This window comes from Blautia sp. AF19-1, from assembly GCF_003479155.1.
GTDB classification, from domain to species: Bacteria; Bacillota; Clostridia; order Lachnospirales; family Lachnospiraceae; genus Fusicatenibacter; species Fusicatenibacter saccharivorans.
Window position 1 is genome coordinate 151250 of record NZ_QUGQ01000002.1, and the last position, 20327, is coordinate 171576.

At 49.6% G+C, this 20327-nt stretch carries 17 protein-coding genes; 12 read left to right on the top strand and 5 right to left on the bottom strand.

What is annotated here, in order from left to right:
- Positions 1 to 154 precede the first annotated feature (154 nt).
- The 10 genes from tyrS to DWX26_RS01855 all read left to right on the top strand — a co-directional run bounded on the left by tyrS (position 155) and on the right by DWX26_RS01855 (position 11378).
- Positions 155 to 1378 carry a tyrosine--tRNA ligase gene (tyrS, locus tag DWX26_RS01810; RefSeq protein WP_022462314.1) on the top strand — a complete coding sequence of 408 codons (1224 nt, stop codon included), beginning with the start codon at positions 155 to 157 and terminating at the stop codon, positions 1376 to 1378.
- Between the two features lie 78 nt (positions 1379 to 1456).
- Positions 1457 to 4096, top strand: a complete 2640-nt coding sequence (gene alaS, locus DWX26_RS01815) for an alanine--tRNA ligase (RefSeq protein ID WP_118600626.1) — start codon at positions 1457 to 1459, stop codon at positions 4094 to 4096.
- A gap of 205 nt (positions 4097 to 4301) precedes the next feature.
- A complete protein-coding gene (rpsU, locus tag DWX26_RS01820) occupies positions 4302 to 4478 on the top strand; it encodes a 30S ribosomal protein S21 (RefSeq protein ID WP_004222305.1) in 177 nt (58 codons plus the stop codon).
- Positions 4479 to 4572: 94 nt separating this feature from the next.
- A complete protein-coding gene (gene cls, locus DWX26_RS01825; RefSeq protein WP_117801014.1) occupies positions 4573 to 6153 on the top strand; it encodes a cardiolipin synthase in 1581 nt (526 codons plus the stop codon).
- A gap of 74 nt (positions 6154 to 6227) precedes the next feature.
- Entirely contained in the window at positions 6228 to 7496 is a 1269-nt protein-coding gene (locus DWX26_RS01830) for a D-alanyl-D-alanine carboxypeptidase family protein (RefSeq protein WP_243030473.1), read from the top strand.
- 33 nt (positions 7497 to 7529) lie between these two features.
- Positions 7530 to 8264 (top strand): ribonuclease H1 domain-containing protein, encoded by a 735-nt coding sequence (locus DWX26_RS01835; protein WP_118600628.1) that lies wholly within the window; start codon positions 7530 to 7532, stop codon positions 8262 to 8264.
- A gap of 53 nt (positions 8265 to 8317) precedes the next feature.
- Complete coding sequence (locus DWX26_RS01840) at positions 8318 to 9118, top strand: metallophosphoesterase (protein WP_158554950.1); 801 nt, start codon at positions 8318 to 8320, stop codon at positions 9116 to 9118.
- 15 nt (positions 9119 to 9133) lie between these two features.
- On the top strand, positions 9134 to 9955 hold the full coding sequence (locus tag DWX26_RS01845; RefSeq protein WP_022462320.1) for a segregation and condensation protein A: 822 nt from the start codon (positions 9134 to 9136) through the stop codon (positions 9953 to 9955).
- The gene (gene scpB, locus DWX26_RS01850) at positions 9933 to 10556 is read left to right on the top strand and encodes an SMC-Scp complex subunit ScpB (protein ID WP_118600630.1); all 624 of its coding nucleotides are present in this window, start codon (positions 9933 to 9935) and stop codon (positions 10554 to 10556) included. Before DWX26_RS01845 ends, scpB begins: the two co-directional genes overlap by 23 nt.
- Before the next feature lie 33 nt (positions 10557 to 10589).
- The gene (locus DWX26_RS01855) at positions 10590 to 11378 is read left to right on the top strand and encodes a zinc dependent phospholipase C family protein (protein WP_117812900.1); all 789 of its coding nucleotides are present in this window, start codon (positions 10590 to 10592) and stop codon (positions 11376 to 11378) included.
- A gap of 99 nt (positions 11379 to 11477) precedes the next feature.
- Here DWX26_RS01855 and DWX26_RS01860 read toward each other — a convergent pair whose 3' ends face one another.
- The 4 genes from DWX26_RS01860 to DWX26_RS01875 all read right to left on the bottom strand — a co-directional run bounded on the left by DWX26_RS01860 (position 11478) and on the right by DWX26_RS01875 (position 15875).
- A complete protein-coding gene (locus DWX26_RS01860; protein ID WP_442857748.1) occupies positions 11478 to 13352 on the bottom strand; it encodes an extracellular solute-binding protein in 1875 nt (624 codons plus the stop codon).
- A 23-nt stretch (positions 13353 to 13375) separates the two neighbouring features.
- Positions 13376 to 14218 carry an ABC transporter permease gene (locus tag DWX26_RS01865; RefSeq protein WP_055218051.1) on the bottom strand — a complete coding sequence of 281 codons (843 nt, stop codon included), beginning with the start codon at positions 14216 to 14218 and terminating at the stop codon, positions 13376 to 13378.
- Positions 14190 to 15263 carry an ABC transporter ATP-binding protein gene (locus tag DWX26_RS01870; RefSeq protein WP_117812903.1) on the bottom strand — a complete coding sequence of 358 codons (1074 nt, stop codon included), beginning with the start codon at positions 15261 to 15263 and terminating at the stop codon, positions 14190 to 14192. The genes DWX26_RS01865 and DWX26_RS01870 overlap by 29 nt, the downstream gene beginning before the upstream one ends.
- Positions 15264 to 15335: 72 nt before the next feature.
- Positions 15336 to 15875, bottom strand: a complete 540-nt coding sequence (locus DWX26_RS01875) for a cupin domain-containing protein (protein WP_055226534.1) — start codon at positions 15873 to 15875, stop codon at positions 15336 to 15338.
- Positions 15876 to 16153: 278 nt separating this feature from the next.
- On the opposite strand from DWX26_RS01875, the gene DWX26_RS01880 reads away from it, so the two are divergent.
- On the top strand, positions 16154 to 17389 hold the full coding sequence (locus DWX26_RS01880; protein WP_243030475.1) for a D-alanyl-D-alanine carboxypeptidase family protein: 1236 nt from the start codon (positions 16154 to 16156) through the stop codon (positions 17387 to 17389).
- Here DWX26_RS01880 and DWX26_RS01885 read toward each other — a convergent pair.
- Positions 17374 to 18756 (bottom strand): MATE family efflux transporter, encoded by a 1383-nt coding sequence (locus DWX26_RS01885; protein WP_055226390.1) that lies wholly within the window; start codon positions 18754 to 18756, stop codon positions 17374 to 17376. The genes DWX26_RS01880 and DWX26_RS01885 overlap by 16 nt on opposite strands.
- Positions 18757 to 19024: 268 nt before the next feature.
- On the opposite strand from DWX26_RS01885, the gene DWX26_RS01890 reads away from it, so the two are divergent.
- The gene (locus DWX26_RS01890) at positions 19025 to 20248 is read left to right on the top strand and encodes a 6-phosphofructokinase (RefSeq protein ID WP_118594752.1); all 1224 of its coding nucleotides are present in this window, start codon (positions 19025 to 19027) and stop codon (positions 20246 to 20248) included.
- The last annotated feature ends 79 nt before the right edge of the window (positions 20249 to 20327 follow it).

Genomic DNA, 20327 nt, shown 5'->3' on the forward strand with positions numbered 1-20327 from the left:
TGCCGTGAGACAGCTGTGAAGTAAGGTGGTAACACGGGAGATACGGGCTCTCGTCCTTTGAATCGGAAAGGACGGGAGTCTTTTTGTATAAAAAACTTTGGTCCCAGACGGTAACACATACCCGAAAGTCAACCGAAAAAAGGAGAAAAACAAAATGCAGATTTATGACGAACTGATCGCCAGAGGCCTTCTGGCACAGGTAACCGACGAAGATGAAATCAGAGACCTGGTAAACAATGGAAAAGCAACGTTCTATATCGGATTCGACTGCACCGCAGACAGTCTGACTGCAGGTCACTTCATGGCACTGACCCTGATGAAACGGATGCAGATGGCAGGAAACAAACCGATCGCCCTGATCGGCGGCGGCACCACCATGATCGGTGACCCGTCCGGAAGAACCGATATGAGAAAAATGCTGACCCGCGAGGAGATCGACCACAACGCAGAGTGCTTCAAACGTCAGATGGAGCGTTTCATCGAGTTCGGCGAGGGAAAAGCTATGATGCTCAACAACGCAGACTGGCTGCTGAATCTGAACTATGTAGAACTGCTCCGTGAGGTAGGTGCATGCTTCAGCGTCAACAACATGCTCCGTGCAGAGTGCTACAAACAGCGTATGGAAAAAGGTCTTTCCTTCCTGGAGTTCAACTACATGATTATGCAGAGCTACGACTTCTATCACATGTTCCAGAAATACGGCTGCAATATGCAGTTCGGCGGCGATGACCAGTGGTCCAACATGCTGGGAGGAACCGAACTGATCCGCCGTAAACTTGGAAAAGATGCCTATGCAATGACCATCACCCTTCTGACCGACTCTCAGGGCAAGAAGATGGGTAAAACCGCAGGAAACGCTGTATGGCTTGACCCGAACAAGACCAGCCCGTTCGATTTCTACCAGTACTGGCGAAACGTGGACGATGCCGACGTCTTAAAATGTATCCGTATGCTGACCTTCCTGCCGCTGGAGCAGATCGACGAGATGGATTCCTGGGAAGGAAGCAAGCTGAACGAGGCAAAAGAGATCCTGGCCTATGAGCTGACCTCCATGGTACACGGCGAGGAAGAAGCAAAGAAAGCGCAGGAAGGCGCACGTGCCGTATTCTCTACCGGAAGCTCCGAGCATATGCCGACCAGTGAACTTTCTGCAGAGGATTTCACGGACGATAAAATCGATATCGTAACCCTTCTTGTCAAAGCAGAGCTTGCAAAGACCAGAAACGAAGGACGCCGTGCCGTAGAGCAGGGCGGTGTATCCGTAGACGGTGAGAAAATCACAGATCCGAAATATGCCGTAGAAAAAGCAGCCTTCGGCGAGGACGGTATCGTTCTGAAAAAAGGAAAGAAGAATTTCAAAAAAATTTGCGTTAAATAATTAAGTGTGCTATTATAAAAGAATGGATTCCCGGAAGAAATTCCGGGACACACTGAATTATTTGGAGGACAAACAGTCATGGAAAAATATGGCGTAAACGAATTACGAAAGATGTTTCTTGAGTTCTTCGAGAGCAAAGGACATCTTGCTATGAAGAGTTTTTCGTTGATTCCACACAACGATAAAAGTCTTTTACTGATCAACTCCGGTATGGCTCCGCTGAAACCTTACTTCACAGGCGCAGAGATTCCGCCGAGAAGAAGAGTAACAACATGCCAGAAATGTATCCGTACCGGCGATATTGAAAATGTAGGAAAAACAGCCCGTCACGGCACCTTCTTTGAGATGCTCGGAAACTTTTCCTTCGGTGATTATTTCAAACACGAAGCAATCGCATGGTCCTGGGAGTTTTTAACACAGGTAGTAGGGCTCGATCCGGATCGTCTGTACCCATCCATCTATCAGGACGATGATGAAGCATTTGATATCTGGAACAAAGAGATCGGCATCCCGGCAGACCGTATTTTCCGTTTTGGAAAAGAGGACAACTTCTGGGAGCATGGCGCAGGTCCGTGCGGTCCGTGTTCTGAGATTTATTATGACCGCGGAGAAAAATACGGCTGCGGCAAACCGGGATGTACCGTTGGCTGCGAGTGTGACCGTTACATGGAAGTATGGAACAACGTATTCAGCCAGTTCAACAACGACGGCGAGGGCCACTACACCGACCTGATCCAGAAGAACATTGATACCGGTATGGGACTTGAGCGTCTGGCCGTTGTCGTACAGGATGTAGATTCCATCTTCGATGTCGACACCATTCAGGCACTCCGCAACAAAGTATGCGAAATCTCCGGAAAAGAGTATGATAAAGATCATGAGACCGATGTTTCCATCCGCCTTATCACAGACCATATCCGTTCCGCAACATTCATGATTTCCGATGGAATCATGCCGACCAACGAAGGAAGAGGCTACGTACTGCGCCGTCTGATCCGCCGTGCAGCACGTCATGGCCGTCTGCTTGGCATTGACGGACTGTTCCTTGCCCGCCTTTCCGCAAGCGTAATCGAAGGCTCCAAAGACGGATATCCGGAACTTGAAGAGAAAAAAGATTTCATCTTCAACGTTCTGAACAACGAGGAGACCCAGTTCAACAAAACCATCGACCAGGGACTTCATATCCTCTCCGAGCTCGAAGAAAAAATGCAGAGCGAAGGCAAAAAAGTTCTGGACGGACAGGATGCATTCAAACTGTACGATACCTACGGATTCCCGCTGGATCTGACCAAAGAGATCCTCGAGGAGAAGGGCTACGGCATCGACGAGGACGGTTTCCATGCAGCAATGGAAGAGCAGAGAGAGCGTGCAAGATCGAGCCGTGAAGTAACAAACTACATGGGTGCTGATGCAACCGTTTACGATGAGATCGACCCGTCCGTAACAACTGAGTTTACCGGATACGATCATCTGGAGGATACCTCCAAAGTAACCGTTCTGACGACAGAGACTGAGATTGCAGAATCTCTGATGGAAGGCCAGAAGGGAACCATTTTCGTAGAGAAAACTCCGTTCTACGCTACCATGGGCGGTCAGGAAGGCGACTGCGGTATCATCAAAGGAGCAAATGGTGTATTCGAAGTAGAAGATACCATCAAACTCCGCGGCGGAAAATACGGCCACGTCGGTGTCATGAAATCCGGTATGATTTCAAACGGCGAGGAAGTTACACTTCAGGTCAACGAAGAGGCAAGAAAAAATATCGAGAAGAACCACAGCGCAACACACCTTCTGCAGAAGGCATTAAAGACTGTTCTCGGTGCACACGTAGAGCAGAAAGGTTCTCTCGTAACCCCGACCAGACTCCGTTTCGACTTTGCCCACTTCCAGGCTATGGCACCGGAAGAACTGGAAAAAGTTGAGAATCTGGTAAATGAAAAGATTCAGGAGCAGATCCCGGTTGTAACCGACATCATGGATACTGAGGAAGCAAAGAAATCCGGCGCGATGGCTCTGTTTGGTGAGAAATACGGCGACAAAGTACGTGTCGTTTCCATGGGAGACTTCTCCAAAGAGCTCTGCGGTGGTACCCATGTAAAGAATACCGCTGAAATCGGACTGTTCAAACTTGTTTCTGAGGCAGGCGTTGCAGCAGGTGTCCGCAGAATCGAAGCTCTGACCGGACCGTCTGTTACTGCATACTATAAAGCACAGGAAGAGAAAATACATGAGGCAGCAGCTCTTTTAAAGACAACACCGGCGGATCTCCTCGAGAAGATCGCTCATCTGCAGGCAGAGGCAAAAGCACTCCAGGCAGAGAATGAGTCCTTAAAGAGCAAACTGGCAAAAGAAGCGCTCGGCGATGTTATGGATAAAGTAACCGAAGTCAAAGGTGTAAAACTTCTCGCTGCATCCGTACCGGATGTCGATATGAACGGACTGCGTGACCTTGGCGACCAGCTGAAAGAAAAACTGGGAAGCGGCGTTGTTGTTCTGGCATCTGCAAAGGACGGCAAAGTAAGCCTTCTTGCCATGGTAACCGATGATGCGATGAAGAAAGGTGCACATGCCGGAAAACTGATCAAAGAAGTGGCAGCCGTTGTCGGCGGCGGCGGCGGTGGACGTCCGAACATGGCACAGGCCGGCGGAAAGAATCCGGAGAAGATCGACGAAGCAGTTGCAAAAGCTGCTGAGGTACTGGAAGGCCAGATCGCATAACAATAAGCAGGAAAAACAGCACAAAATCCTGCCGCCTGCAGGGCAGAAAAAGGAGCCAGGCAGGCGGCAGGGAAAAATTTTGCAAAAAAATGAAAAAACTTGTTGACGTACGAGATTTTTCTGGTATAATAAGAACAGTGCAAAAAATACCCATACAGTTGTATTATGCACAATCTACAACTGGAGGGAGGTTAGGTGTGAGACTATGTCAAATGTAATCGTTAAAGAAAACGAAACGTTGGACAGCGCTTTACGCAGATTTAAGCGTAGCTGTGCAAAAGCTGGCATTCAGCAGGAGATTCGTAAAAGAGAGCATTACGAGAAACCAAGTGTTCGTCGTAAAAAGAAATCTGAAGCTGCCAGAAAACGTAAGTATAATTAATGTGCAAAAAATCCCCGGCGATCTGTTTTGCCGGGGATTTTTATACTTGTAACTTAAAGTCGCAGGTTTTGACAAAACAGCAAGGCGGTGACAAATGAGAATTTTGTACAAAATAGCAAACAAGTTGTTTCGTATCGTGAAAAAGATTCTGAAGCTGCTTACCAGCCGTATGGTCATTATCGGTGTTGCACTTCTTCTGGAATTTTGCTGGCTGGCCGGAATTATGATGCAGCTCAATGAAAAATCTGTCTACATCAACTATGCGGTCACGATCCTTTCCCTGATTGCAGTGCTTTCGATTATCAATAATCCGAAAATGAATCCCGGCTACAAACTGATGTGGGCAGTCTGTATCCTGGCGCTTCCGGTAACCGGAATCTGCCTGTACGGCATTCTCGGCCATTCCAGTGTGGCAAGAAAATTCCGTACACATTACGATACAGTTCTGCTTTCGCAGGGAGGCGTTCTTGGAGAGGAAGAAGAGACGCGTAAAAAGCTCGAGGAAGAAAATATCCTGGCAGCGGGGCAGTCTTCCTATCTGACCAATTATGCGCATTATCCTGTTTATGAAAACACAGAAACAGAGTATTACCCGCTGGGAGATGTATGGTTTGAGCACTTTATTGAGGAACTCAAAAAGGCAGAACACTACATTTTTATGGAATATTTCATCATCAGCGAGGGGTATCTGTGGGATACGGTGCTGGAGATTCTGAAGGAAAAAGCGGCCGCCGGTGTGGATGTGCGGCTGATTTACGATGATTTCGGCTGCGTGACGACGCTGCCGTATCAGTATTATAAATCGCTGCAGCAGATGGGCATCAAGTGTGCGGCGTTCAATCAGTTCCGACCGGTGCTGAATGTCATTTTAAATAACCGTGACCACCGGAAAATTGCCGTGATCGACGGTCATACGGCTTTCACGGGCGGCATTAATCTTGCGGACGAATACATTAACCGCAAGGAGCGGTTCGGCCACTGGAAGGATTCCGGAATCTGTCTGCATGGTGAGGCGGTATGGAGTTTTACGGTGATGTTTCTGCAGATGTGGAGCACAATCACCGGTATGGAATGCAATTTCGAATCATACCGGCCGGAGATCTATCACGAGGAAGCGTTTAAAAAAGACGGTTTTGTGCAGCCGTACGGCGATTCCCCGCTGGATGGAGAGACAGTAGGCGAGCATGTTTATCTGAACATTATTTCACAGGCGAAAAAATATCTTTATATTTTTACTCCGTATCTGATTCCGGACAACGAGACGCTGACCGCTCTCTGCATGGCGGCAAAGCGCGGAGTCGATGTGCGGATTGTAACGCCGGGCATCCCGGATAAGAAGATTGTCTATATTCTGACGCAGGCCAATTACGAGATCCTGCTGGAATCCGGCGTTCAGATGTACCAGTATACGCCGGGCTTTATCCATTCCAAGAGCTTTGTCTGTGATGATGAAGTTGCGACGGTCGGAACGATCAACATGGATTACCGGAGCATGTACCTGCATTTTGAGTGCGGTGTCTGGATGTACGGCAGCAGTGCGGTTGCCCAGGTAAAAGAGGATGCGCTGACCACGTTTGAACAGTGTGAGCAGATCAATATGGACTACTGCCGAAAGAAAAATTTTGCAGTCCGTGCACTCCGCGGTGCGCTGAAGTTTCTGGCACCGCTGCTGTAAACGGAACAGACAGCATAGTTCTGCGGTCGTCTGCATAGCCTGTAGGGAAGAAAGAGCAGATGTTTCGGGGGAATATGAAGAGAAGAACACGAAATATCGTCTGGAGCCTGCTGATGATCCTGGCGCTTCTTGCAGCGCCCTTGAAAGTGACTGCGGCAGAGCAGAATGGAGAATCTTCCGACAAGCAGCAGAACGAAACAACGGAACAGAAAACAGAAGAGACGGAGGAGACAGCACCGGAGATGACAACGGACCTTGGGCTGGCTTCGCCGTCTGTTCTTTTGATGGAGGCACAGACCGGAACTGTTCTGTATGAGAAAAATGCGTCGGAACAGCGAAGCCCGGCGAGCATCACAAAAATCATGACGCTGCTGCTGATTTTTGAAGAGCTCGAAAAAGGGACGCTCCAGCTGACCGACGAAGTGACGACGAGTGCGCACGCCAGAAGTATGGGCGGGTCCCAGGTTTTTCTGGAAGAGGGCGAAAAGCAGACCGTTGAGACGATGATCAAGTGTATTGTCGTTGCTTCGGGAAACGATGCATCTGTAGCGATGGCAGAGCATATTGCGGGGACAGAAAGCGAGTTTGTCAGCCGGATGAACCAGAAAGCAAAAGAACTCGGCATGAACGACACGAAGTTTGAGGACTGCTGCGGCCTCACGGATTCCGACGGCCATTACACGACAGCGGCAGATGTGGCGAAAATGTCTCGGGAGCTGATCGAGCGCTTTCCGCAGATCCTGAACTATTCCTCTATCTGGATGGAAGAGATTACGCATGTCACACAGAAGGGAAGCAAACCATTCACCCTCACCAATACAAATAAGCTGATCCGCGGCTATGAGGGCTGTGTGGGACTGAAAACAGGAAGCACCTCGAAGGCGAAGTACTGCGTCTCGGCAGTGGCGAAGAAAAATGATCTGACAATGCTGGCAGTCGTGATGGGAGCACCGGACTACAAGGTGCGGTTTGCAGATGCGGCGTCACTGTTCCAGTATGGGTTTTCGTCCTGCAGCATCTACATAGACCGGGAACGCGATCCCCTGCCGGAACTTTCGGTTGTTTATGGAAAGCAGGATACGGCAGAACTGGAATATGCGGAAGAATTCCGCTATCTTGCGACGGGCGGGACGGTGATCGGTGAAGTGGAAAAAACGATAGAACTGCCGGAAGAGGTGCAGGCCCCTATCCAGAAAGGCGAGTGTGCCGGAAGAGTTGTTTACAAAGCAGACGGTGAGGAACTTGGTTCCGTTGCGATTTTATATGGAGCAGACGTGGCAAGAGCCGGCATGTGGGACCTGTTCGGATGTACGATGAAACAATATTTTCTTGGGACGGCATAAAGCCGGAGTATCATGCGCGAAAAGGAGAAAAACATGGCAAAGAAAAATTACTATGCGGTAAAACAGGGAAAGGTTCCGGGCATCTACCGGACATGGGATGCGTGCAAAGCGCAGGTACACGGTTATCCTGGCGCAATTTACAAGGGATTTGAGCGTCTGGAGGAGGCAGAGGCCTTTCTGGGCGGCGGTAAAATGCCGGAACCATTGCTGCGGGAAACAAAAGGAACGTATTCCGCTGCCCCGGAACGAAAGGCAGTACAGAGCACGGCAGCACCCGATCCTTCTTCTTGGGACTGGGAACACCTGATTCTGGCAGAAAAACCATGCGAAGACCCGGAATACGCCGGTGTCGGCAGGAGCGCCGTCGCATACGTGGATGGAAGCTATCAGCATGCGCTCGGAAAGTTCTCCTGCGGTGTGGTCCTCTTCCTGGACGGAAAAGAGTTGAATCTTGCAGAAGAATACAGCGACCCGGATCTCGTCTCCATGCGGAATGTGGCAGGCGAGATCAAGGGCGCAGAGCTGGCCATGGCTTACTGCCTGACACATGATATTCCGGAGCTGGCCATCTATCACGATTACCAGGGAATCGCAAGCTGGTGTACGAGAGAATGGCAGGCGAAAAAACAGGGAACCATCGATTACCGGAATTTTTACGAGATGGCATCGGCCAAAGTTGCGATCCGCTTCTGCAAAGTAAAGGGCCACACCGGCGTCACCTACAACGAAAAAGCCGATCAGCTGGCAAAACAGGCATTGAGCTTATAAACAGCAGGGAAAACGGGTTGTCATACACCGAAAAATCAAGTATAATGAACGGTATGAGAAAATTTACAACGACCTATTACAAACTTTCGTCAAATGGAAAATTTCTGGAAGGAAACGGTTTTCGTCTGGCGTTTATCAGTGATCTTCACAATATGGAGTTTGGCCCGGATAACACGGTGTTAAAGGCAGTCATCGATGAGGCGGCTCCGGATCTTGTCATCATCGGCGGGGACCAGATTGTGGCAAAGCCGGGGGAGAACCTCGACCCGGGTCTGAGTTTCGCGGAACGTCTTGCGGAGGAATACCAGGTAATCTATGGCTGCGGAAACCACGAATACCGTCTGAAGCTGTATCCGGAACAGTACGGCGATCTGTATGAAAAGCTCCGGGAGCGCCTGAAAAAGGCAGGAATCTGCTATCTGGAAAATGAGACGGCGGATCTTACCATCAGCGGCTGTCCGGTCCGGATCTACGGCTATGCCATGGACCGCACCTATTACAACCGCTTTTACCGCGGACCGCTGCCGGTTTCGGAACTGACGGACCACCTTGGAAAACCGGATCCGGCGCGCTACGGCATTCTGCTGGCACATCACCCTGCCTACCGCAGCTCCTATGCATCATATGGAGCCGATCTGACGCTTTCCGGCCATTATCACGGCGGCGTGGTGGGCCTTGGCGCGCACCGGGGGCTTGTGACGCCGGATTTCCGCCTTTTTTCGAAAAACTGCCGCGGGCTGTTCCTGACGGGCGGCACCTGCCAGATCATCAGTGCAGGAACGGGCGAACACACCATTCCGGTCCGCATCTGGAACAGAAGAGAATTGATTATTACAGATATCGGGAAACCGTAAGGGAGAACAGAGCACATGGCGATACCAGTAAAGCTTCCGGTGTTTGAAGGACCGCTGGACCTTCTTCTTCACCTGATCGATAAAAACAAAATAGATATTTACGATATCCCCATTGTAGAGATTACGGACCAGTATCTGGAATACATTCATCAGATGGAGCGGGAAGACCTCGACATCATGAGCGAGTTCATGGTCATGGCGGCGACGCTTCTGGATATCAAATGCCGCATGCTGCTTCCAAAAGAAGTGAATGAGGAAGGCGAGGAAGAGGACCCGAGAGCCGAGCTGGTGCAGCAGCTTTTAGAGTACAAAATGTATAAGTACATGTCGTACGAGCTGCGTGACCGCATGAACGAGGCGAGCCGTTCCGTGTACAAGGAACCGACGCTTCCAAGAGAAGTGCTGGAGTACAGGACGCCGGTCGACACCTCCGAGCTCCTCTCGCAGATTTCTCTCGCGAAGCTCCATACGATCTATAAAATGATTTTAAAGCGCCAGGAGGACAAGATCGACCCGATCCGAAGCAAGTTCGGAAAGATCGAAAAAGAAGAGGTCAGCCTGCCGGACAAGATGACGTATGTCGAGCAGTTTGCTGTTAAAAAACGCCGCTTCAGCTTCCGCGACCTTTTGGAATCCCAGCCGGGCAAGGTGCATGTGATTGTCACCTTCCTTGCAATCTTGGAGCTGATGAAAACCGGCAAAATCCGGATCAGCCAGGAGGAGCTTTTCGGGGATATCCTGATTGAATCCCTGGAGGATGAAGACACCGTAGTTGTGCCGTATACAGACGAGACAGACAGTGAGGACAAGACAGATGGAAGAACAGAACAGGAATAAAGAAACTGCCCCGGGTGAGGCAAGACGCCCCTCTTCGGTCGAGGAGGCGGAAGCAGCCATCGAGGCAGTCCTTTTTGCGATGGGAGATTCCGTGGAGCTGGGAAGGATTGCAAAAGCGATCGGCCATGACACGGAGACGACCCGCAGGATTCTGAACCATATGATGGAAAAATATAATACGAAAGACCGCGGCATCCACATCGTGGAGCTTGAAAATGCGTATCAGATGTGCACGAAACAGGAATATTATGATTATCTTGTCAACATCGCCATGCAGCCGAAGAAGGCGGTTCTGACCGACGTCATGATGGAGACCCTCTCGATCATTGCCTACAAGCAGCCGATCACGAAGCAGGAGATCGACAAGATCCGCGGCGTCAAGAGCGATCACGCGGTCAACAAACTGGTGGAGTACAATCTGGTGCAGGAGCTTGGCCGCCTCGACGCGCCGGGCCGCCCGATTGTGTTCGGCACGACCGAAGAATTCCTGCGGAACTTCGGCGTCGATTCCACCGACAATCTGCCGGAGATCAGTCCGGTCAAGATGGAGGACTTCCGCGCAGAAGTGGAAGAGGAAATGCAGATCAAGCTGGATGTCTGATCCGGCAGGAGAAAAAAGAAGGGAGATACCGATATGCCTACTACGTACGCACACGACAGGTTCGGAAGAGAAGTTTATGAACAGCTTCCGGCAAATTTGAAAAAGATCATTCGAGAAAACAAAAAACTGTATCTGATCGGACTGCACGGGCCGGATATCTTCTTTTATTACCATCCGTTCTCGAAAAACCGTGTGTCTGATTACGGAACGTTTCTGCATGAGCAGACGGCTTCCGTTCTGTTCGAGGATGAGGTGAAAAAGTATCAGCAGAGTCCGTCAGAGGCGATGGAAGCGTATCTGTTAGGCTTTGCCTGCCATTACCTTCTCGATTCGACGTGTCATCCGTATATCGGGAAATTTGTGGATCACACTGGAATTTCCCATGCAAAGATTGAGACGAGCCTTGACCAGTACTTCATGCTGGAGGACGGCCTCGATCCGCTCGTATACCGTCCGGCATCGCCGATCTGCCCGCACACCGACGGCAACAAGGTCATCCACCGCTGTTTTCCGGAAATCGGGGAAACAGAAATTGTCGAATGCCTGAAGGGCATGAAGCTCTGGACGAGAATCACGATCTGCCGCAGCAGTGCGGTAAGAAGCCTTCTTCTTGGAGTGATGAAACTGGTCGGCTGCTACGATTCGATGGGCGGCCGTGTGATGCCTGGAAGGCCTCAGAAGGAATGCGAAGCGGGCACACGGAATCTTGTCCACCTGTACGAAAGAGCGCTTGCAGAGGCGCCGCAGGAGCTTGTAAAGCTGGATGAAGTGCTCCATGGAAACGGAACGCTTTCCCCGCGCTTTGACCACAATTTTGATTAAAACAGACTTTTGAGAGCAACAGTAAGAATAGAAAAATCCCGGCAGGAATCTTTCCTAAGAATTCCTGACCGGGATCTTTTTTTGTCCGAAAGCAGATCTTTAATTTGATTTTACTTCACGCCACAGCTGGTTGTAAACCTCATCGGCATCATCGCCAAGATACGTAAAGGTTTCGCACCGTGCAAGCGTTTCCTCATCCGGGAAGGCGATTTCACTGTTTCGGATATCGTCATCCTCAATCAGTTCACGCGCCGCATCATTCGGCGTAGAGTAGGTAATATACTCAAAGTTTTTCAGTGCGATGTCCGGCCGGCAGAGGAAATTCAGGAATTTCTCTGCGTTCTCGACATGCTGCGCATCTTTTGGAATGCACCAGGAATCGATCCAGACGTTAGAGCCTTCTTTTGGAACAACGTATTCCAGATCCGGGTTTTCACGCTTCGTGTAGATAGCTTCACCGGAGTAAATAACGCCGATAGCCGCCTCATTTCCGATCATCTTGTCACGCACCTGATCCACAACGTACGCCTGCACGAGAGGTTTTTGTGTCACAAGCAGATCCTTCGCCTCCGTCAGCTCCTTGATATTGGTGGAGTTTAAGGAGTATCCCAGATCCTTTAAAGCAACAGCAAACGCATCGCGCACGCTGTCCTGCATCAGAATGCTGTCGCGGTAATTGGTATCCCACAGAACAGACCAGGAGTCGATCGGCTCGGTTACCATTTTTTTGTTGTACAGAATACCAACTGTTCCCCAGCAGTACGGGATCGAGTAGAGATTGCCCGGGTCGAACTGCTCGGAAGTCTCGTAGTACATATCTCCAATGTTGGAAGCGTTCGGAATATGGTCAAAGTTGATCGGCTGCAGCAGATCGTTCTGGATCATCTTCTGAATCATATAGTCGGACGGGCAGACAAGATCGTAGGAAATCGCACCGGATTTGATCTTCGGATACATGATTTCGTTCGTCTCATACTCCTCGTAAACAACGTGGATACCGGTTTCTTCCTCAAAGATATCGATGACATCAGAATCCATATATTCGCCCCAGTTGTACACAATCAGCTGCTGGGAGCCGCCGGCTGAAGCATTCTGGCTTCCGTAGTAAATACCGCCGCCGCCGATGACAAGCACCATGGCGATCGGAAGAATCCGGCGGAAGACCACACGTTTCGTGATGCGGAAACGGATGCCCTTCTTCGCCATAGCCTCGCGCTCTTTTGCCTCCTCTTTTTCTTCCTTCGGAGAAGGATTCACATTCACAAGGAGCAGCAGAAGCAGTACGGTAACAAAAAGAATCGTGGAGAGCGAGTACATCTCCGGCTTGATTCCCTTGCGGACTTCGGCATAAATCTTTGTGGAGAGCGTATCAACGCCCGGTCCCTTGGTGAAGTAGGTGATAACGAAATCATCGAGGGACATCGTAAAGGAGAGCAGAAAGCCCGAAACAACGCCTGGCATGATGTCCGGGAAGATAACTTTCCAGAATGCATACAGCGGAGAGGCACCAAGATCGAGAGCTGCCTCGTACGTCGATTTGTTCGTCTGCTTTAATTTCGGCATAACGCTCAAGATAACGTAAGGAACATTGAACGTAATATGTGCCATCAGAATGGTACCGAATCCAAGCTGAATGCGGCAGATGATAAAGAGCAGCATCAACGAGATACCCATGACGATCTCACCGTTCAGCATCGGAATATTGGTGATGCCCATGAAAACCGTCCGGCTCTTTTTCGACATGCTGTTGATGCCGATGCACGCAAGCGTTCCCAGCACAGTCGCAATCGCAGAGGCAAGAAGCGCGATGATCAGTGTCGTATACAGCGCATTCATGATCTCTGTATTGGCAAACAGTGAGCGGTACCAGTGCAGGGTAAAGCCGCCCCATTTGGCACGCGTTTTTGAATCATTAAAGGAGAGCACCACAAGGGTGACAATCGGCGCATACAGAAGAATAAAAATGAGTGCCATGTAAATTTTTTCCAGTTTCTTTCTCAAAATGCCGTTCCCTCCCCGTCTTTATCGTATTTGTTCATCAGAACCATCGACAGGATGATGAAGATCATCAGGACTGTGGAGAGTGCACTTCCGGCATTCCAGTTGTTGGTCTGTTTGAACTCCTGCTCGATGACGTTTCCGATCAGAAGGATCTTGCTTCCGCCGAGCAGGTCGGAAATAACAAAGGTTGTAAGCGCCGGGATGAATACCATGGTAATACCGCTTACGATACCCGGCGTGGTGAGCGGCAGCGTTACTTTCAGAAACGTCTGCACACTGTTTGCTCCGAGGTCCCTTGCTGCGTTGATGACATCACGGTCGATCTTAATCAGAACATTGTAGATCGGCAGAACCATAAACGGCAGGAAGTTGTACACCATACCGAGAATGATCGCTCCCGGTGTATTGATGATGGAAATGCCGGGCAGATGGAAAAACGCGAGGATGCTGTTGATGACGCCGTTTTTCTCAAGCAGTGTCTGCCATGCAAGCGTACGGAGCAGAAAATTCATCCACATCGGGAGAATGAAGATCAGCACAATAAAGCTGGTCTGATTGACATTCCGGTTTGCCAGAATCATGGCAAGCGGATAGGCAAGCAAAAGACAGAGCGCGGTGCTAAGAAGCGACAGCCACAGCGCCAGGCCGAGTGCCTTGATGTTTTCCTTCGTCGCAACGTAGGCGAAATTCGAAAGGGTAAAGCCGCCTTCTTCCCCGGTGAACGCATAGTAGAGAATCAGGATCAGCGGGATGATGATGAAACCGGCAGCCCAGACGGCATACGGTGCTGCCAGCCATTTCTTTAATTTATTACTCTTCAATGGCTGCCGCCTCCTCATCTTCGGATTCCGGTTTGTTCATGATCTGGATATCAAATGGATCGACATGGATGCCGACTTCCTGTCCGACCGGGAACAGATCGGTAGAGTGAACGAGAAGCTCAAAACCGTTCACCGTAACCTCCATCTCATAGTGAACACCTTTGAAAATCAGATGGGTGACACGTCCGCGGATGGTACCTTCCTCCGGTTTCACAAGATCAATATCCTCCGGGCGGATCACAACGTCGACCGGTTTGTTTTTGCCGAATCCGACATCAACGCACTCGAACTTCGCACCGAGAATCTCGACGAGACGGTCCTCAATCATGATGCCGTCGAGAATGTTGCTGTCACCGATGAAGTCTGCAACGAATGCGTTCTGCGGTTCATTGTAGATGTCTTCCGGTGTGCCGATCTGCTGGATATAACCCTGGTTCATGACAACGATCGTGTCCGACATGGTAAGCGCCTCTTCCTGATCGTGGGTGACATAGACAAAGGTGATGCCAAGTTCGTTTTTCAGACGGATCAACTCGTACTGCATGTCCTGGCGGAGCTTTAAGTCAAGTGCGCCGAGCGGCTCATCCAGAAGGAGAACTTTCGGTTCGTTGACAATCGCGCGCGCAATGGCGATTCGCTGCTGCTGGCCGCCGGAGAGAAGCGCCGGGGAGCGGTTTTCGTAACCCTCAAGGTTAACAAGTTTTAATGCGTATTTGATTTTGTCATTGATATATGCTTTGGATTTTCCTTTGATTTTCAGCCCGAAAGCAATGTTTTCCGCAATTGTCATATGCGTGAAAAGAGCATATTTCTGGAACACCGTGTTTAGCTGGCGTTTGTTTGGCGGAAGCTGGGTGATATCCTGTCCGTTAAATAAAACCTTTCCGGCATCCGGTGTCTCAAAACCGCCGAGGATACGTAATGTAGTTGTTTTTCCGCAGCCGCTCGGGCCAAGGAGAGTAAGAAATTCGTTTTCACGGATATAAAGATTCAGATCATCCAGAATGGTAACTCCGTCGTACGATTTTGTGATGTTGACCAGATCAAGTAATTTGGTACTCATGTGTAATATGCTCCTTTCGGGTTGTGAAATTTGGAACACCGTTTCTCGTGAAAATCACGCGGTGTAAAAAATCTAAAAATAAGGCGGTGAACTGACCCAGAGAATGATGGCCGGTGTTTTACCCGGATTTTCCAGATAGTGATTACAGGAAGCGGGATAGTAGAAGCTTTCCCCTTTCTTCACTTTGTGGCATTCATCTCCAAGATGAAGGAGAATACGGCCGGAAAGTACATAGCCGAATTCCTCGCCTTCATGCGGTGAATCAATCTCGGTGCACGCGCCGCTTTGCAGCGTCAGCCGGATTGGCTCCATCCTGTTTTTCTGTGCATTCGGAACGATCCATGCGATCTCGTTGCCCTGCGCTTCAGCGGTCTTTACAAAGTAATCTTCTTCGCAAAAGACAACCTGATTGTCCTGCTCTTCGCCGAAAAACGTTTTTAGATCCGTTCCAAGGCAGGTAAGAACATCAACCAGCGTGGCGATCGAGGGAGAGGTCACATCGTTTTCAAGCTGGGAAATAAATCCCTTTGACAGCTCGCTCCGATCTGCCAGTTCCTCCTGCGTCAGCCCTTTCCACATCCGCAGTTCCCTGATTTTTTTTCCGATTTCCATAAAAAATCCTTTCTGCATCCAAAGTCTTTCCCGGGATCCTTTTGCTGAATACGGATTCTCAGGAAATCTCAGTAAAAATAAACAAAAAGTTTAGTAATTCTATACAAACACGGGGAATTATACATGATATGGATCGCAGTGTCAATAACTTTGTGAAATTTTACCATGATTTTGCAGGAAACCTCATATAATGAAGAAGAAGCAGACAAAAAGCCGGTCCCAAAAGAGCGTCCGGCTTTTCCATTTTTAAAGAGAAAAAACACAAGGGGGATCTGATTTTGAACAGAAAAAGAAGAAACAAGACAGGTTTTTTCCTGGGAATCCTGCTTCTGTTTTTGGGAAGTGTGTCCGTGACTGCGACAGAGCAGGAGAGCGAGCCGAATCAGCTGTTTGCAACGGCGGCATGCCTGATGGATGGCGATACCGGCCGTGTGCTGTTCGGAAAACGCGAGACAGATCCTATGGCAATGGCGAGCACAACGAAAATCATGACATGCATTCTGGCACTGGAAAACGGACAAGAGCAGACGGTCGCAACTGCATCGGCCAAAGCAGCCGCAGCGCCGAAAGTACATCTCGGTGTGCGCAAGGGAGAACAGTTTCTGCTTGGCGATCTTCTGTATTCCCTGATGCTGGAATCGCATAACGACGCGGCGGTAATGATTGCAGAGACCATCGGCGGAAGTGTAGAGGAATTTGCATCGCTTATGAATGAAAAAGCCGCAGCAATCGGCTGTACGGATACGCATTTTGTGACGCCGAACGGTCTCGATGCTTCTGACGCAGGCGGAGATCACCACACGACAGCAGCTGATCTGGCACGGATCATGCGATACTGTGTCTGGATTTCACCGAAAGCCGCCCAGTTTCTCGCAGTGACGCAGACGCGGTCCTATACCTTCTGGGATCTGGAAAAGAAAAACATGTTCAACTGCTATAATCACAACGCACTGCTGGATCAGATGGATGGAGCTGTTTCGGGAAAAACCGGCTTCACGGCAAAAGCCGGTTACTGTTATACCGGTGCGCTGGAGCGGGATGGAAAGCGTCTGATTGTGTCGTTGCTTGCATGCGGATGGCCCAGCCATAAAAACTATAAATGGGCGGATGCCGCAAAGCTTTTAAACTACGGGCTGGAATCGTATATGTATCGTGACGTGCTGGACCATAGCTGGAACCCAGGGCAGATTGAAGTAGCAGACGGTGTTTACGACGGGATGCTGCAGGTAAAAAGCAGCGCCCGCCTTACCCTTACAAGTCCGGCGCTTGATCCGGCGCGCTCGCTTCCCGCTCTTCTGAAAGAGACAGAAATACCGGAAAAAGACATTTTTTTACCGGAGCTTTTGAAAGCCCCGGTAAAGAAAGGAGAAAAGGTCGGTTCGGTTACGTATTCGATCGACGGGATTCTTCTCGCGGAATATCCCGTCTATGCAGCCGAAACGATCGAGAAAATTGATTATGGGTGGTGCATGGAAAAGGTCGCAGAGCGCCTCTTTTGTCACTCTTCGGTATGAGTTACTTTTGCAAGTGTTTCCGTTGAAAGAATTTTCCGGATATTGCAGAGAAACAGCGTAACGGCAGTGATAACAGAACATACATCAGCGATCGGTTCTGCATAGTAAACGCCCATGACACCGAAGAAATGCGGCAGAATGAGTGCAAGCGGAATCAGAAGGATGACTTTTCGAAGCAGTGCAATAAAAAGAGAAATCTTCGCCTGGCCAAGACCGAGGAAGGAACTCTGTACGCCGCTCTGCAGTCCGAAAATTGCCATGCCGGCAATGTAGACCGGAAGTACCTTCTCTACGATGACAATCAGTTCCGGGTCAGTCGTGAAAAGACCGGCAAAAAGAGCCGGACGAAGCATTGCGAATACAACGTAGACGAAAGCGGCAGTAAAAGTAATGGCGATCATGCGCCGGATTGTCTGGCGGACACGGTCAAACTGGCCTGCACCAAAGTTGTAGCTGATGATCGGCTGTACCCCGTTTGTAAAGCCGTTGACCGGTACGAAAATCAGCTGCAGCACCGACTGGAGAATTGTCATCGAGCCGACATAGAGGTCGCCGCCGTACGTCTGCAGCCCGTGGTTCATGACGATTGTGATGGCACTTTCCGTTGCAGACATGATAAATGGTGAGATGCCGAGTGCCATGACAGAGCCTAAAATGGAAAAATCCGGTTTCATGGTGCGAAGAGAAAGGCGGACACCTGATTTTTTTGAGGTAAGAAACCGAAGAACCCATGCAGCACTTAAAGCCTGGGAGAGAATGGTAGCAAGTGCGGCCCCGGAAACACCCATATGAAGAACGAAGATGAAAACAGGGTCAAGACCAATGTTGATAACAGCGCCAATGAGAACGGAGCACATGGCCGTGCGTGCGTGTCCCTGACAGCTGATAAAAGTATTCAATCCGACAGCCAGCTCGACAAATACGGTTCCGACAAGATAAATGGAAATATACGTGGAAGCGTATCGGATTGTGTTGCTGCTTGCACCAAAGAGGTACAGAAGCGGTGTCTGAAAGAAAAAGAAAAACGCCATCAGACACACGGAGAAAAAGAGCAGCAGGGAAGTGGAGCTTCCAAGAATTTTTTCTGCGCGGTCCCGGTTTTTCTGTCCGAGTGCGATGGCGGCAAGAGGAGCACCGCCTCCACTTGCGAATCCGGCAAAGGCGGAGATGATTGTGATAATCGGAAACGTGACGCCGACACCGGTCAGTGCCAGGGAACCAACATCAGGAATCCGGCCGATATAAATGCGGTCTACAATGTTATATAGTACATTTACAATCTGTGCGAGGACAGAGGGAAGGGCCAGTTCGAGCATCAGTTTCCCGATTTTTTCGGTGCCGAGACGGCCATCTTGCTTGGTCTGCATGAAAAAAACCTCCAGTTTTTTTGTTGATGAAACGTATATTTTTCTGCGTCCTTTTCGTGGACATTGCTTCTATTATAGCTTTTTAAGGGCAATCCTGCAAGAAAAAAACGAAAAACTTTGCAATCCGTTGTGAAAGTCTACAGGCTTTTCCCGGAAACGCAAAACAGGGTGTACGGAAGAAAAAAAATATGGTACGCTATAGGACGAAGCGAAAGTGATTTCGTGAAAAACTTTTAGAAAGTAGTGGGAATAGATGGAGGAAAATCATATGCGAAATCTGTTAGTAGCGCAGTCTGGCGGACCGACCGCGGCGATCAATGCAACGGTGGCAGGAGTTGTTTCCTGTGCTGTACTGTCCGGAAAAGTAGATCATATTTATGGTGCGGTAAATGGAATTGAAGGCGTGCTTGCAGAAAAATTTCTTGATCTTGGACAAAAACTGGATTCAGCAGAAAAAATCTCTCTTCTGATGCAGACCCCGGCAGCAGCGCTTGGCTCCTGTCGTTATAAACTGGGCGATCCGGAAGAAAACAAGGAGGATTTTGAAGAAATACTTCAAATTTTTCGCAGACATGAGATCCGTTATTTTATTTATATCGGCGGAAATGATTCGATGGATACCGTAGACAAGATGTCAAAGTACTGCAAAGAAAACGGTGTGGACGATGTGTTTGTTGTCGGGGCGCCAAAGACGATTGACAATGATCTTGTCGAAACGGATCACTGCCCGGGCTTTGGATCTGCGGCAAAATATCTGGCAGCAACCTTTGCAGAGCTGGAGAGAGACTGCCATGTATATGAAAAGAAGGCTGTGACCATCGTGGAGGTCATGGGAAGAAACGCAGGATGGCTGACGGCAGCGTCTGCACTGTCCCGTGTCAACGGCGGAGAAGGGCCGAGCCTGATCTATCTTTGCGAGCCGGTCTTTGACACCGAACAGTTTTTAAAGGATGTGCAGGAAAAACTGGAACAGAAGGACAGTGTTCTGGTTGCAATCAGCGAGGGCATCCATGACAGCGAGGGCCGCTATGTTTCTGAGCAGGTGCAGAGCGATGCACAGGATCAGTTTGGGCACAGCTACATTGCAGGTTCTGCAAAAGTACTCGAAGAGCTGGTGCGTGACCGTATCGGCTGTAAGGTAAGATCGATTGAACTGAACCTGATGCAGCGGTGCGCGGCTCATCTTGCGAGTGCGACCGATCTTGAGGAGTCTCGTATGCTCGGCATGAAAGCCTGCCAGTGTGCACTGGAAAAACAGGGAGGACAGATGGCATCGATCCGAAGAATCTCCGCGGATCCTTACCGCGTGGAGTATACCTCCGTTCCGGTATCGGAAGTGGCAAATAAAGAAAAGAAAGTGCCGCTTTCCTGGATTACAGAAGATGGTCATGATGTGACCGAGGAGATGATGGCGTATCTTCGTCCGCTGATTCTTGGCGAACCGGCGATGCAGTATGAGAATGGAATTCCGGTTCACATTGAACTATATTAAACCGAAGGAAAAACGTGTAAGAAAAGCCGCCGCCGGGCGGCTTTTTTGTACGATGCGGAAAGAAAACAGGACTTTTTGA

Bases quoted from the DNA above. Each gene is read 5' to 3' on its own strand.
- tyrS (WP_022462314.1), top strand. From the start codon at position 155: ATGCAGATTTATGACGAACTGATCGCCAGAGGCCTTCTGGCACAGGTA.
- alaS (WP_118600626.1), top strand. From the start codon at position 1,457: ATGGAAAAATATGGCGTAAACGAATTACGAAAGATGTTTCTTGAGTTC.
- rpsU (WP_004222305.1), top strand. From the start codon at position 4,302: ATGTCAAATGTAATCGTTAAAGAAAACGAAACGTTGGACAGCGCTTTA.
- cls (WP_117801014.1), top strand. From the start codon at position 4,573: ATGAGAATTTTGTACAAAATAGCAAACAAGTTGTTTCGTATCGTGAAA.
- DWX26_RS01830 (WP_243030473.1), top strand. From the start codon at position 6,228: ATGAAGAGAAGAACACGAAATATCGTCTGGAGCCTGCTGATGATCCTG.
- DWX26_RS01835 (WP_118600628.1), top strand. From the start codon at position 7,530: ATGGCAAAGAAAAATTACTATGCGGTAAAACAGGGAAAGGTTCCGGGC.
- DWX26_RS01840 (WP_158554950.1), top strand. From the start codon at position 8,318: ATGAGAAAATTTACAACGACCTATTACAAACTTTCGTCAAATGGAAAA.
- DWX26_RS01845 (WP_022462320.1), top strand. From the start codon at position 9,134: ATGGCGATACCAGTAAAGCTTCCGGTGTTTGAAGGACCGCTGGACCTT.
- scpB (WP_118600630.1), top strand. From the start codon at position 9,933: ATGGAAGAACAGAACAGGAATAAAGAAACTGCCCCGGGTGAGGCAAGA.
- DWX26_RS01855 (WP_117812900.1), top strand. From the start codon at position 10,590: ATGCCTACTACGTACGCACACGACAGGTTCGGAAGAGAAGTTTATGAA.
- DWX26_RS01860 (WP_442857748.1), bottom strand. From the start codon at position 13,352: ATGGCACTCATTTTTATTCTTCTGTATGCGCCGATTGTCACCCTTGTG.
- DWX26_RS01865 (WP_055218051.1), bottom strand. From the start codon at position 14,218: ATGAGGAGGCGGCAGCCATTGAAGAGTAATAAATTAAAGAAATGGCTG.
- DWX26_RS01870 (WP_117812903.1), bottom strand. From the start codon at position 15,263: ATGAGTACCAAATTACTTGATCTGGTCAACATCACAAAATCGTACGAC.
- DWX26_RS01875 (WP_055226534.1), bottom strand. From the start codon at position 15,875: ATGGAAATCGGAAAAAAAATCAGGGAACTGCGGATGTGGAAAGGGCTG.
- DWX26_RS01885 (WP_055226390.1), bottom strand. From the start codon at position 18,756: ATGCAGACCAAGCAAGATGGCCGTCTCGGCACCGAAAAAATCGGGAAA.
- DWX26_RS01890 (WP_118594752.1), top strand. From the start codon at position 19,025: ATGCGAAATCTGTTAGTAGCGCAGTCTGGCGGACCGACCGCGGCGATC.